At 58.4% G+C, this 14,107-nt stretch carries 8 protein-coding genes; 6 read left to right on the top strand and 2 right to left on the bottom strand.

Translation table 11 applies throughout. The annotated features are described in order from the left end of the window. The first annotated feature begins 4 nt into the window (after positions 1–4). The 5 genes from ACR0AD_RS15595 to ACR0AD_RS15575 all read left to right on the top strand — a co-directional run bounded on the left by ACR0AD_RS15595 (position 5) and on the right by ACR0AD_RS15575 (position 6,904). Positions 5–886 carry a LysR family transcriptional regulator gene (locus ACR0AD_RS15595; protein ID WP_480488239.1) on the top strand — a complete coding sequence of 294 codons (882 nt, stop codon included), beginning with the start codon at positions 5–7 and terminating at the stop codon, positions 884–886. 85 nt (positions 887–971) lie between these two features. Further along, positions 972–2,675, top strand: coding sequence for an NAD(P)H-dependent oxidoreductase subunit E (locus ACR0AD_RS15590; protein ID WP_480488237.1), 1,704 nt, complete (start codon positions 972–974; stop codon positions 2,673–2,675). Between the two features lie 13 nt (positions 2,676–2,688). Next, a complete protein-coding gene (fdhF, locus tag ACR0AD_RS15585) occupies positions 2,689–5,472 on the top strand; it encodes a formate dehydrogenase subunit alpha (RefSeq protein ID WP_480488235.1) in 2,784 nt (927 codons plus the stop codon). 111 nt (positions 5,473–5,583) lie between these two features. Further along, a complete protein-coding gene (locus ACR0AD_RS15580; RefSeq protein ID WP_480488233.1) occupies positions 5,584–6,372 on the top strand; it encodes a cyclase family protein in 789 nt (262 codons plus the stop codon). Positions 6,373–6,382: 10 nt separating this feature from the next. Continuing rightward, the gene (locus ACR0AD_RS15575; protein WP_480488231.1) at positions 6,383–6,904 is read left to right on the top strand and encodes a thioesterase family protein; all 522 of its coding nucleotides are present in this window, start codon (positions 6,383–6,385) and stop codon (positions 6,902–6,904) included. 21 nt (positions 6,905–6,925) lie between these two features. Here the strand turns inward: ACR0AD_RS15575 and ACR0AD_RS15570 are convergent, their stop codons facing one another. After that, positions 6,926–10,972, bottom strand: coding sequence for a translocation/assembly module TamB domain-containing protein (locus ACR0AD_RS15570; protein ID WP_480528954.1), 4,047 nt, complete (start codon positions 10,970–10,972; stop codon positions 6,926–6,928). A 38-nt stretch (positions 10,973–11,010) separates the two neighbouring features. Next, positions 11,011–12,816 carry an autotransporter assembly complex protein TamA gene (locus ACR0AD_RS15565; protein ID WP_480483998.1) on the bottom strand — a complete coding sequence of 602 codons (1,806 nt, stop codon included), beginning with the start codon at positions 12,814–12,816 and terminating at the stop codon, positions 11,011–11,013. 329 nt (positions 12,817–13,145) lie between these two features. Between ACR0AD_RS15565 and ACR0AD_RS15560 the strand changes: the two genes are divergently transcribed. Beyond that, complete coding sequence (locus ACR0AD_RS15560) at positions 13,146–14,081, top strand: LysR family transcriptional regulator (protein ID WP_209598213.1); 936 nt, start codon at positions 13,146–13,148, stop codon at positions 14,079–14,081. Positions 14,082–14,107 lie beyond the last annotated feature (26 nt).

The following is a 14,107-nucleotide window of genomic DNA, read 5'->3' as shown; positions in this document are numbered from 1 at the left end:
TTCCTTGATCGAAATCCGCGACCTGCAACTGCTCAGCGCTTTGGCGCGGCATCGGCATTTTGCCAAGGCGGCCGAGGAGTGCGGGATTTCACAGCCTGCGTTTTCTATGCGCATCCGCAATCTTGAGGATCGTTTGGGTGTCTCCATCGTCCGCCGCGCCAACCGGTTTCAGGGCCTGACCGAAGAGGGCGAGATGATCGTCCAGCGGGCGCGGCGTATTCTGGACGACACCAAGGCGCTGGAACAGCAGGTGCTTGCTGCAAAGGGAGAGATTACGGGCACACTGATCCTCGGCGTGATCCCGACCGCAATCGCTTTCACGGGACGGTTGGTCAAAAGGCTGCGTGACGCGCATCCTCGTATCGTCACACGCATTGAAACCATGTCAGCCACCGCAATCCAGCATCGACTGGACGAAGGCAGCCTTGATGCTGGAGTAACCTATGGTGACAGTATCGGCACCGATTTCCGGCAGGTTCAGCCCCTTTACGAGGAAACCTATGTGTTGTTGGTGCCCACGCATCTGACGGACCAAAGCGGCCCGATTCCGTGGGCGCAGGTCTCAGAATTTCCGCTCAGCCTTTTGGAGCCGCAGATGCAGAACCGGCGTATTCTGGATCGGGTGTTTGCCGAACAGGGGCTGCACCCTGACATCGTGGCCGAAACCAGCGGTTTCACGGCTTCGATGGTCATGGTGCGGGAGGGGCTGGCGGCGACGGTTGTCCCTCGGGTTCTGGTGCGCGCGCTGGGCGATTTGAAGGGAACGAAAGTGTTGCCGCTGATCGAACCTGTTGTCAGCAAACCGATTTGTCTGGCGACCCTTAACCGGGACCCCGAGTTGCCGACGGTCAAGGCTTTGCGGGATGTGGTGACCTCTTTGCGGTGATAAGGTGTCGTTATCGTGCGATTGCCAAAAGCGATTTGACGATATGTTTGCCTGATGAGAGACGGAACCTCAATCGGAGGGCATCATGGCACCATTAGATACCAAGCCATCAGGCGCACCCAAGGGCGTCTGGAAGTCAGGTAAAGGCAAGGGGCGGCACACACCCAAGGGCCGTCAGTTCACGGATGAGGCGCAGGCTGAAATCACACGCCTGCTGGGCGATCGTCCGCGCCGCCGCGATCTGTTGATCGAATTCCTGCATTTGATTCAGGACGAACACGGTCATATCAGCGCCGACCATATCGCGGCATTGGCCGTCGAGATGCGGATCGGTCAGGCCGAGATCTACGAAACCGCGACTTTCTATGCCCATTTCGATGTGGTGAAAGAAGGCGAGACGCCACCTCCGGTGTTGACCATCCGGGTTTGTGATTCCCTGTCTTGCGAAATGGCCGGTGCCCAGCAGTTGCAGAAGGCGCTGGATGATGGTTTGGACCCTGCCGAAGTTCGCGTTGTTCGCGCGCCCTGCATGGGGCGTTGCGATACCGCTCCGGTATTGGAGATTGGCCACAATCACATTGATCATGCGACCCCCGAAAAGGTGCAGTCGGCGATTGCAGCAGGGGACACCCATGCGCATCTGCCCGACTATGAGACCTTCACGGCCTATGAGGCAAACGGCGGCTACGCCAAGCTTAAAGAGCTGCGCGACGGCGGTGATTGGGAACAGGTGCAAGAAGACGTCCTGTCCTCGGGTCTGCGTGGTCTGGGCGGCGCTGGCTTCCCGTCGGGTAAGAAATGGGGCTTTGTTCGTATGAACGAAGGTCCGCGCTATCTGGCGGTAAACGGCGACGAGGGTGAGCCCGGCACGTTCAAAGACCGCTATTATCTGGAGCGCACGCCGCATGTCTTCCTCGAAGGTATGCTGATCGCCGCTTGGGCAGTCGAGGCCGAGACCTGCTTCATCTACATGCGCGACGAATACCCGGCAGTGCTGGAAATTCTGCGCCGTGAGATAGCGGCATTGGAAAATGCCGGTATCGTCGCAAAGGGTTACATCGACCTGCGCCGGGGGGCCGGTGCCTATATCTGCGGTGAAGAATCCGCGATGATCGAATCGATCGAGGGCAAGAAGGGCCTGCCGCGCCACCGTCCTCCGTTTGTGGCGCAGGTTGGGGTCTTTAACCGTCCGACCTTGGTGCACAATGTCGAGACGCTGTATTGGGTCTCAAAAATCTGCCGCGAAGGGCCGCAGGTTCTGAACTCTGTTGAAAAGAACGGTCGCAAGGGCCTGCGCAGTTATTCAGTCTCGGGGCGTGTGGCGAAGCCGGGCGTTTACCTGCTGCCCGCAGGTTCGACCATTCTTGATGTGATTGATGCCGCCGGCGGCATGGCTGATGGCCATGTGTTCAAGGCGTATCAACCGGGCGGGCCGTCGTCTGGTCTTCTCCCCTCGAGCATTGACGACGTCCCGCTCGACTTCGACACGCTTCAACCGCTTGGCACTTTCATCGGGTCTGCCGCCGTTGTGGTTCTGTCCGATCAGGACACCGCCCGCGATGCCGCGCTTAACATGCTGCGGTTCTTCGAGGATGAAAGCTGTGGCCAGTGCACCCCCTGCCGGGCAGGCTGCGAAAAGGCGGTCAAGCTGATGCAGGCCGACAAGTGGGACACCGATCTGTTGGAAGATTTGTGCCAGGTCATGAGCGATGCCTCGATCTGCGGTCTGGGGCAGGCGGCCCCGAATCCGATCCGCCTGGTCATGAAACATTTCGCTGACGAAATCTGAGGGAGACAGAGCCATGCTTGACGCAAGCCCAACCAAGACCGTCACCTTCAACCTGAACGGCGATGACGTCACCGTGCCCGCGGGCACCACGATCTGGGAAGCGGCTAATGGCCGGGGCCTGGTGATCCCGCATCTGTGCCACAAGCCTGCACCGGGATACCGCCCCGATGGCAACTGCCGCGCCTGCATGGTCGAGGTGGAGGGCGAGCGCACGCTGGTCGCCTCGTGCATCCGCCCGGCGGCCGATGGGATGGTGGTCAAGACCGACACCGACCGCGCCGAAAAATCGCGCGCCATGGTCATGGAACTACTGGTGGCCGATCAGCCCGAGCAGCCGCATGACGTATCCAGCCATTTCTGGGATATGGCCAAGCTGAACGATGTCAGCGACAGCCGTTTTCCTGCGAAAGAGGCCGAGAAAATCCCGCTTCTGGATGACAGCCATGTGGCGATGCGTGTCAATCTGGATGCGTGTATCAACTGCAACCTTTGTGTTCGGGCCTGCCGCGAAGTGCAGGTGAATGACGTGATTGGCATGGCTGGTCGCGGTCATACCGCGCAGGTGGTGTTCGACCAGAATGACCCGATGGGTACCTCCTCCTGTGTTGCTTGCGGTGAATGTGTTCAGGCCTGCCCCACCGGTGCGCTGATGCCTGCCACCGTGTTGGACGACCAGCAGCAAGGGGACAGCAAGGATTACGATAGCGAAACCGAAAGCGTCTGCCCGTTCTGCGGTGTGGGCTGCAAGGTGTCGCTGAAGGTCAAGGACGGCAAGGTGAAGTATGTCGAGGGCATCAACGGCCCCGCAAACGAAGGTCGTTTGTGCGTCAAAGGTCGCTTTGGCTTTGACTACATCCACCACCCGCACCGCCTGACCAAACCTTTGATCCGGCGCGAGGATGCGCCCGCCAAGGGGCTGAACGTTGATCCAGGCAACCTGTCGACCCATTTCCGCGAGGCGACCTGGGAAGAGGCGATGGACTTGGCCGCGACCAAGCTGATGACCCTGCGCGCCGAAGACCCACGTTCGGTTGCGGGCTTCGGTTCGGCCAAGTGCACCAACGAAGAGGCGTATCTGTTCCAGAAGTTCATCCGTCAGGGCTTCAAGCACAACAACGTCGATCACTGCACCCGTCTGTGCCACGCTTCATCCGTTGCGGCGCTGATCGAGAATGTGGGTTCGGGCGCGGTGACGGCGACCTTTAACGAGATCGAAAACGCCGATGTGGCGATCATCATCGGTTCGAACCCGATCGAGAACCACCCTGTCGCGGCGACCTATTTCAAGCAGTTCGCCAAGCGTGGCGGCAAACTGATCGTTATGGACCCCCGTGGCGTTGGTATGCGCAAGTTCGCGGATGAAATGCTGCAGTTCCGTCCGGGGGCGGATGTCTCGATGCTCAACGCGATCATGAACGTGATCGTCGAGGAAGAGTTGTATGACAGCCAGTACATCCACCGCTGGACCGAGAACTGGGAGGCCGAGAAAGAGCACCTGCGCGCCTTCACGCCCGAAGCGATGGCACCGATCTGTGGTATTGAACCGGATCAGCTGCGCCGTGTCGCGCGTACCTTTGCGCAGGCCAAAGCTGGCCTGATCTTCTGGGGCATGGGCGTCAGCCAGCACATCCACGGCACCGACAACTCGCGCTGCCTGATTTCGCTGGCTCTGATGACGGGCAATGTCGGTAAACCCGGCGCTGGGCTGCACCCGCTGCGGGGGCAAAACAACGTGCAGGGCGCATCGGATGCGGGCCTGATCCCGATGTTCCTGCCGGACTATCAGTCGGTGACTGACGACGGCGTTCGTGCCAGGTTCAATGATGTCTGGCATTCGGATGACTTCTCGAACGAGAAGGGTCTGACGGTGACCGAAATCATCGATCAGGCCTATGCGGGCAATATCAAGGGCATGTATATTCAGGGTGAAAACCCGGCCATGTCCGACCCGGATGTGAACCACGCCCGCGCGGCGCTGGCCAAACTGGATCTGATGATCGTGCAGGACATCTTCCTGACCGAGACGGCGAACTATGCCGATATCATCCTGCCTGCCTCGGCGCTCTATGAAAAGAACGGTACGGTGTCGAACACCAACCGTCAGGTACAGCGTGTACGGCCTGCCGTTACCCCCCCGGGAGAAGCGCGCGAAGATTGGAAGATCACGGTCGAGCTGGCACAGCGCATCGGGCTGAACTGGGATTACACCGATGTCTCTCAGGTCTTTGCCGAGATGAAACTGACCATGGCATCGCTTGACAACATCACGTGGGAGCGTCTGGAGACCGAGACGATTACCTACCCGTCGCTCAGCGAAACCGATCCGGGTCAGGCCATCGTGTTCGGGGATGGTTTCCCCCGCTCGGGCGGTAAGGCGAAGTTCACCCCCGCCAGCGTCATTCCGCCGGATGAGGCCCCGGACGAGGAATACCCGATGATCGCCACCACTGGCCGTCAGCTGGAACATTGGCACACTGGCTCAATGACCCGCCGGTCCAACGTTCTTGACGCGGTGGAGCCCGAGGCGAACTGTTCGATGAATCCACGTACGCTCAAGCTGATGGGAATCGAGCCGGGCGACATGATCCGCCTGACCACACGCCGTGGTTCGATTGAGATCATGGTCCGCGCGGACCGGGCGATTGCCGAGGATATGGTGTTCATCCCGTTTGCCTATGTTGAGGCGGCGGCGAACATCCTGACAAACTCAGCCATCGACCCTTATGGCAAAATCCCCGAGTTCAAATTCTCGGCCATTCGCGTCGAGAAGATCGAAGGCGCAGTTGCGGCTGAGTAAACCCAATACATATCAAGCAAAGAAGGCGGCCAGACGGGTCGCCTTTTTCTTTTCTTGACAGACGCTTGTGCTCGACCAACCTTGTTTGGGAATATGGTGGAGGAATTTTTTATGGCACGTCGTTTCGTCGATCTGTCCGTTCCGTTGGAAACCGGGATCGTGTCTGACCCGCCAATCATGTTGCCGCAAATCGAATATCTGACCCATGACCAGACGGCAGAACAGGTCATGTCTTTCTTTCCGGGCCTAGAACGGCAAGACTTGCCGAACGGTGAAGGATGGGCAATCGAACGGTTGCAGGTCGCGACTCACAACGGCACGCATTTGGATGCGCCGTATCACCATCATTCCACGATGAACAAAGGTGAACGGGCGATAACCATCGACGAAGTGCCGTTGGAATGGTGCATGAACCCTGGCGTCAAGCTGGACTTTCGACACTTCGAGGATGGGTATGTCGTTACCGCGGCAGATGTCGAAGCCGAATTGAAGCGCATCGGCCACGAGCTTTGCCCGCTGGATATCGTCGTAGTCAACACTGCGGCAGGGACACGTTATGGCGCGCCGGACTATCTGGTCAAAGGATGTGGAATGGGGCGCGAGGCGACGCTTTATCTAACGGAACGTGGCGTGCGTGTCACCGGCACCGACGCCTGGAGCTGGGATGCCCCGTTTCCGCTCACCGCTCAGGAATACGCTGAGACCCGAGATCCATCTATTATCTGGGAAGGACACCGCGCGTCGATGGATATCGGGTATTGCCACTTGGAAAAGCTGACCAATCTGGAAGATTTGCCGCCCACCGGGTTCGAGATTTCCTGTTTCCCCTTCAAGATAATAGGGGCCTCTGCGGGATTTGTCCGGGCCGTGGCAATACTTGACGATGAAGACGCACAGTAAAGGGGGCCAAATGCAGCCGACTTCGACACCTCCTGGCGGGCATGATGGCCCGTATGCCGCGCCTGTGGAAATTCGCGGCTTTGAAGTACGGCCCGAATGGATCGACTATAACGGCCATATGAATGTCGGGTTTTACGGTGTCGCCTTTGACATGGCGTTGGAAAAGCTGATGGTTGACCATCTCGGGTTGGGCGAGGTGCAGGTCAAGGCGTTGGGGCAGGGGCCTTACATCCTGCAGTCTCATCTGCATTTCGTGCAGGAGGTCAAAGACAGTTCATGGTTTTATTTCAGGTTCCGAATGTTGGATGCTGACAGCAAGAGAGGACATTATTTCGCGCAGATGCTTTTGGCAGAAACTGACGAGATTTGCGCGACGCAAGAGGCGCTTTTCATGAATGTCAGCCACAGCACCGGGCGATCCACACCCTATCCGGATTGGGCAGCGGCGCGTCTTGCGCAAATGGTGGATGATCACAAATCTCTGGAACCGGCTTCGCAGACCGGCCAACCGATAGGAATTCGCCGAAATTAGTTTCCGGGCTCGGACGCGATTCTAATAGTCCTTTGAAAAGAACACTCCGATGCCCGTTTCGCCACGACCGTCAACCGTGCCCTTGACCGAGAAATTGTCGGTTACATCAAGGTTCAGGTTCACCTCGGTATTGCCTTCGGTATTGACGGTAAAGTCGGTGTAGAGGTTTTCACCCAGATAGGCCCCGGCACCCAGTCGGCCCGCGCCACCCTCTGACGCACCAACATCAATCGTATCAACACCGGTAGAGTCGCGTAATCCCTTGGTCGCATCCCCGCCAGCACCGCTGAGCTGCGCCAGCGATGCGGCCATCTGCGCAATCAGGAACGGTGAGATTTCCGAGAACCTGTTCCCAAAGAGCAGCATCGCCAGCGCCTCTTCAGCCGGACGCTCGGGATCGGAAAACACGTTAACCTCGGGTGAATCCAGTGGCCCTGCGATTTCGATGGTCGCGGTGCCGTCCGAGGTGCTGGCAGAGGATTCAAACTCGATATAAGGCGTCAAGTCACCTTGTAGGGTCACGATGCCTTTGGTCAGGGCCAGCCTGCGGCCCAGAATATCGAAATTACCGCGGATCAATTCAATCTGACCTGACGGGACCACCGAGGTCGTCGTACCACCAATGGAGATCCGGCCGCCCAATTCGGCATTTACACCGCGCCCCCGTACGAACACAGCTTTGGGTGCCAGCAAGTTGACGTCCAGTGCTATTCTGGACGTGCGTTGCCCCTTGTCTTCGGTGGCTACCAGACCTGCACGCTCACGCGTGATGAAACTGGCTCCGCTTTCGTTGACATGCTGTATCTCAGGGATCGGTGCGGCACCTACAGCCCCCGAAGCCGCAGCGAGGTTGATATTGGTCTCACCAAAGGTGATCTGCCCGGCCAGCGAACTGTTCCCGGCTAAGGCGCCGGTCATGGCAATCTGGCCATTCAAAGTCGTCTCATACAAAAGCCGATCGGTCAGGACGAGGTTGTCGATTGTTGTCGTGATCTGCGCGTTGAACGGGGGCGTCAGATCGACAGGTCCATTTACGGTAAAGCCACCACCGGCCCGCACACCGCCGTTCAGTTTGATGGTTGCACGGCTTTGCGCCAGATCCACCTGTCCGTTGATCCCGGTGATGGTCTGACCCGCGCCGGGAAGTGCTAGGGATGTTCCCGAGGTGGTAATCGACCCGCTTAGGGACGCCAGATCAGCCGGGCCTTTGAGGGCCAGATCAAAACGTGCGGACCCTTCAATCTTGTTAGGCGTGATGAAGACGTTTGCTATCCCCAGGTTTACGCCACCCTTCGCTGAAATATCTGCATTGCTGCTGGTTTCATCAAAGGTGCCTGCAACCGTGCTGACGATGTCTGCGGGACCTTGCGCCTTGGCGTCGATGGTCCAAACGCCACTGTCCCGCTTTGCATTGCCCGCAGCGGTAAGGGTGCCGGGAAACTCTGGCACAAACCTTTCGATGCGGTTGAACTTGGCATCAAAGTCCAGATCGGCGGATCCATTTGTGTCCACCGTACCGGCCACTTTGGCATAGGAACTCTCTGGCCCCAGCAGATGAGCTGACCCTTCCAGCCCGGATTGTGTCGGAGCGACGTTGCCGTCCAGCTTCAGAGGCCCGGAGAGTGTTTTCGACAGCCGCCCCAAATCATCCAGCGCAGCGGTAAAGGTCAGTCCGCCAGCATCGCGGTCCAGTTTGCCGGATGCATCCGCAGAAAGGGCGGTGCCGATCAGCTGGAATGTGCGAATATTCAGACCGGCCTCGTCATTCACCGCATCCACCGTCAGGTTCGTTCGCCCCTGGATCAGGTTGTCAACCGCATTGATGCCGGATTTGATGTCATCAGCAGCCAGGTTGCCTTTTACGTCAAAGGCCTTGCTGCCAACCGTACCTTTGCCTGCGACATCCGTGATAATCGAACCTGCAAGATCTCGCCCGGCAAGAGTTGAAAAGGGTGACAGGTCCGGGATGTTCAGACTGACCTGCCCGTCCACAGCCAAAGCATCCGTCGGATCGTCAATTGTTGCTGCGGCGCTTGCCACAAGGGCTGAACCTTTGATCACCGCGTCGCGGATTTCAATCTGCTTCTGGCTCAGCGCGCCGTCGAACGTGATCTCGGTCCGGCCGACCAGCAGCGGGTCAATCTCGGGTAGGCCCGTTTTGACATCCCGGCTCATCATGCTGGCTGTGCCATCGAATTCGAGCGTCTGAACAGTGCCTTTGCCGTCCAGTTTCGCCTGTACCGCACCGCCAAGCTCACGTTTGGCGAGGCCCGAGAACACGGAAAGGTCCTGCGCGTTGACTGTTGCTTGCCCATCAATCGTCACGTTGCCGTCAGGGGTGGTAACCGCGCCATCCGCCTGCGCGCGCAGAGCGTCGCCGATCAGCGTAAAATCCCGGATCGTTACGCCATCCGCTCCGCGTTTGGCGTCCAGCGTGATTGTTGTGTTGCCCCTTATCACCGGGTCAATGTCGTCGCGCCCTGTGGAAAGATCGCGCCCTTCGACCTCAAGCTTGCCATCGAAACTGCCTTCAAGCGGCGAACCCTGGCCGGTGAGCCGGGCAGAGGCCTGACCGCCCAGTTCCAGCTGCGCCAGACCCGAAAAGCGCGACAGATCGGTCGCCTGCAACGTCGCAGCACCATTGACGGCCAAACCACTGGACAAGCCGCTGATCTCGGCATCAACGCCCAGTTCATAGTCCGAGCCGACCATCTCGACCCCTGACAGGTTCAGGGTCTGATCCCTGCCATATTGGAACATACCGTCCAGCGTAATGCGGTCGCCAACGGCGGTGTTCAGGGCATCGTCAGTCAGGTCGATACCGTCCAAAGCAGCCTGCAAATCACCGTCGATCCGCAAAACGTCACCCTGTTCCAAGGTCCCTTGCGCCGTAATCTGCGCGCGTTGCAGGTTCAGGGTGTCGGATCTTACGGCGTTAGCGGTCAGACTTAGATCCCAGAGATTGCCGTTTTTCTCATCAAACAACGCAGAGACCTGCGCAGCTTCGATCGATGTGTCGCCACCTGATAACGGAAGGACGACGCTTTGCCCCTCTGGTGGCGTAATGCGTCCTTGCAGGGCCGCCAGTTGCAGCCGACCGCCCGGCGCCAGTTGCAACGCCCCTTTCAGGTTCAGTGCCTGAGAACTGAGTTCCAGATCACTGATATCCAACGCGCCTTCAGGCAGGGTCCGTCCTTCCACGATCAACTGCGTTTTGGGGCCGAAGAACGTATCCATATTCTCAGCGACAAAGGGCGTTAGGTCACCGCCCAGATCTGCGGTAAAGGCGATGCCCTCCTCCGCGCTAGCCGCGGCTGTTGGGGCCGAACGCAACCGAACCTGTCCGGTCACTCGTGGCTGCCCATCACTGCTCAGGCCAATATCGGCCGTAAAATCCGTCACCGGCCCGGACCCTTTCGCGGACAATCCGATCGGAGGGCTGTCCGGCATTTTTAGCGCGGTCGAGATCAGACCCCCCGCAGCTTCGGTGACCTGAAGGTCAAGATCGATCTGGCTGTCAGTGTTCCTAAAACCCGCAGCCAAAGAGATTTCATCACCGGCCCGATCCAGTCGGGTGATGTCCAGTTTGGTGTCCAGCGTGCCGTCGGCCAGCGACAGGTTGCCATTGACGGCCAGTTCCGCCGCAACGCCGATCAAAGGTTTGCCCAATGCCAGCTCGCCAATACGGATTTCGCCGATTTCGATGGCCACAGGCAGTTCAGGCAGTTGAAAAGCCTGGGTCTCGGCAGAAGGGGACGGCGTGTCCTTGGTCGTGGTGCCCGGCGCACGGGCCACGTCGATTTCCTGTGCGGTCAGCGCGTTGACCGAAAACCGCCCGCGGATCAGCGCCAACCGGTTCCAATCCAGTTCCGCTCCCCGAATGGTCAGCCAGACCCCTTCATCATCGGCCACCGTGATCTCGGCAATGGTGGCGCGTGAACTCAGCGCGCCTTGCAGGCCTTTGACGGTGACATTCTGATCGTCGCCCGACAGCGTGTCCTGTAGGAACCGCTCGATCATGCTGCCGCCTTCGTCCTCCTGCGCGGGGCCGGCCACTGGCACAAGCATCAGCGTGCCAATCAGCAGAGGGTATGAAAGGTGCCGTCTCAAAACGCTTGCCCGATCCCGATATAGAATTGCAAACCGTCTCCGGTGGGGCCGCTTACCGGGAAGGCCAGGTCAAACCGCAGGGGTCCGAAGCCGCCCAAATCATATCTTACGCCGATACCGGCACCTGCATGATCTTCCGCGCCACTTCCAATAAAGGAAGAGGTATCGACGACACCGTAGTCGTAAAACCCAACCAGCGACAGAGAATCTGTCACCTTGCCCCGGATCTCGCCGGAAAGTCCAAGAAAGGACTTGCCGCCTGCGACACCGGTCCCGACAGGGATGCCAAGGCTTTCATAGGGTTGCCCGCGCACGGTTCCCGCACCACCGGAAAAAAACAGAAAATCGGGTGTGACACCATCTGCTGGTGGACCAATGATTGATCCAATTTGCGCCCGCCCCGCCAGCACTATCCTTCCACCCGTGCCAAGGCTGGTATAGGCCCGACCGTCGAAGAACATGCGAATGCCAGTGTCTGTGCCAGAAAAACCGACAAACGGCATTATCTGAGAATCCAGATAGAAACCGCGTGTGGCACTAACTTTGCTGTCTCGCTCATCCCATTCCGAGCGGAAGGGCAGGATAAAGTATCTGAACTTGCGGCCACTTCCATAGGCGTCGTCAGCATCTGACCACTGTAACCCAGCCGAGGCTTCGGCATAGAGCGTGTCCGAGAATGTGCGGCGCGCACCATATGCCACAGACGCAACCGAGACATTGTAGTTTTCGGTGTTGCGGCGCTCCAGCAACGCGTTCCAGAAAGTATTGTCGTCCGGACCCAGACGATCGGGCTGATCCAGGCGCAATCCGATCCGCCCATCAAGATCTTCGGAACCACCGATATTTCGTATCGCGGCCTCGAACCGCAGGCGTTCCGCGCGTTTGAACATGTTTCGATGTGTCCAGGTCGCGGTCACGTCGAGGCCGTCGCGCGAGGCCAGCTCGAGCCCAAAGGTCAGCTGACGCTTTGGCAAGTCTTCGAATGTGGCGTCGAAATCCAGTGTGCCGTCGGGGTTTGCTGTCTCATGTTCCTGCAATGACACGACGTTGAACGTGCCGGTGCGGCGTAAACGTGTTCCAACCTTCTGGATTTTTTCTGGTGAGTAAACTTCTCCGCTTGGGAAACCGGCGATTTTTTCGATGGACCGGTGGCGCACATCCGTGTCGCCCTTGATGAACATTCTGCCAAACGTCAACCTGCGCCCCGGGTCCAGATCAATCTGCGCATCCAGACGGGCCTGCGCGTGGCGGGCGATGATGGTCTGATCCTCAATTTTCGCTTTCGCATGGCCCGCATTCCGCCACCCCTGCACACCGTCCGAGCCTGCTTTTTGAATGGCTCCGGTCGTTGCCAACTTGCCGGGGGCGAAACCTTCGGGCAGAACGGTGCCGGACGCCAGGGGCTGAACAATGGCCGTGCCGAATTTGAAGCTTGGTCCGGTTTCAACGGTAATTGCGGCCCTGTTGATCTGTGTTGGCACAGTCAAAGAGCTCAACTCAGCGGCTTCCTGCCCGTCAAGCTTGATGCTGACAACCGGGCTGAAATACCCTTCATCATACAAGATCTGTACAAGCGTGCGGTAATCCGACAAGGCGGCAGACAGGATCTCAAGTGGCGTATCCAAGCCCCGCTCTTTCGCTGTTGTAACCGATGATGTCTTTTTCAGGCGTTCAACCAGTTCCTTCGAAGCGCCCGGCGCCGTCAGAGAGGTTTCCAGCGCCATCAGAGCAGTCGGGGTCAGTGAAATGACAATGGCACTCAGCCAGAACTTCAAACGGCCTTGCGGCGTGCGCCCTTGCATGAATTGCCCCAATTGTCCCAGTTCCAAATCTCAGCTACCGTGTCACGGACGGTCTTATAGTGTCAGGTTAGAACATCTGAATGCTATTGGGAAAAGGGATAAACGCGGGATCGGGTAATTTTGGTCAAATTGTCCCGGTTTGTGCCGACACATCGTATTGCGCATCTAGATTGGCAGACTGGAATTGCCGCGTTGCAGGCGATAGTCAACCGTATGCAACAAATGTCCGGGCTGGCCTTTGGTCTTGGCCAGTGCAATTCACTAGGCAAACGGGCGGTTCTTCGGTATTCCCAGTATATTGCCAACGGGTATCAAAAAAAACCGAAAAAATGTCCTATCTCGACAACATCCGAACCTTTGTCAGGGTTTACGATCTGGGCAGCATGTCTGCGGCCGGGCGGGATCTTAGGATTTCGCCAGCGGTGACATCGGCGCGAATATCGCAGCTTGAGGACCATCTGGGTGTACGTCTGTTCCAGCGCACCACACGCAACCTGTCCCCGACAGAGCAGGGAAAGGCATTCTATCCCGGTGCGGTGGCGGTTCTGGATGCGGTGGACGAGGCCGAGGCTCAGGTCACACATCTGACCGAGGCACCGCGCGGGTCGTTGTTCGTGGCGTCTCCACTGGGGGTGGGGAGGCGATTGCTGGCTCCACATGTGCCCGAGTTTCTTGCGGAATACCCCGAGATTGATGTCCGGTTGCGCCTGACGGATCGCTCGGTTGATCTGACGACGGAAGGTCTGGATCTGGCGTTTTTCATTGGCCAGCCCGAGGACAGCACGTTGCGTATTCGCAAGATTGCCGACTGCCAGCGTGTACTGTGCACTGCGCCAGACTATGTGGCGCGGCGCGGTATGCCTAAGACCGGGGCTGACCTGATTGCCGACAAGCATGAATGCCTGAATCTGCGCTTTCCGGGTGCGACCGAGTTTCAGTGGATGCTGGTCACACCCGATGGCCCGAAACGATTTGCCGTGTCCGGGCGGTTCGAATGTGATGATGGGGATGTTCTGACGGATTGGGCGTTGTCCGGTCAAGGCATTGCAATGAAGCCGGTTTTCGAGGTGGCCGAGCATCTGAAATCCGGCCGCCTCGTGCCGGTTGCAACGGAAACTCCGCCTGTTTCAGTTCAGATGGCCTGCCTATACACGCATCGGCGCCATCAGGATCCAAAGGCACGCCTGTTCATGGATTTCATGATTGAACGGATCAGTAAGGTGGTTCGCGTTACAGAATACCCTGTCGCGGGGCCTAAACCATAGTTGCCGACCCGACGCTGTGTACGAAG

The sequence above is a fragment of the Ruegeria sp. BH8 genome (assembly GCF_056538065.1).
This window is presented reverse-complemented; position numbering and strand designations above follow the sequence as displayed.

Excerpts from the sequence above, each read along its gene's own strand:
- ACR0AD_RS15580 (WP_480488233.1), top strand. The coding sequence starts at position 5,584 with ATGGCACGTCGTTTCGTCGATCTGTCCGTTCCGTTGGAAACCGGGATC.
- ACR0AD_RS15575 (WP_480488231.1), top strand. The coding sequence starts at position 6,383 with ATGCAGCCGACTTCGACACCTCCTGGCGGGCATGATGGCCCGTATGCC.
- ACR0AD_RS15560 (WP_209598213.1), top strand. The coding sequence starts at position 13,146 with ATGTCCTATCTCGACAACATCCGAACCTTTGTCAGGGTTTACGATCTG.
- ACR0AD_RS15590 (WP_480488237.1), top strand. The coding sequence starts at position 972 with ATGGCACCATTAGATACCAAGCCATCAGGCGCACCCAAGGGCGTCTGG.
- ACR0AD_RS15570 (WP_480528954.1), bottom strand. The coding sequence starts at position 10,972 with ATGCTTGTGCCAGTGGCCGGCCCCGCGCAGGAGGACGAAGGCGGCAGC.
- fdhF (WP_480488235.1), top strand. The coding sequence starts at position 2,689 with ATGCTTGACGCAAGCCCAACCAAGACCGTCACCTTCAACCTGAACGGC.
- ACR0AD_RS15565 (WP_480483998.1), bottom strand. The coding sequence starts at position 12,816 with ATGCAAGGGCGCACGCCGCAAGGCCGTTTGAAGTTCTGGCTGAGTGCC.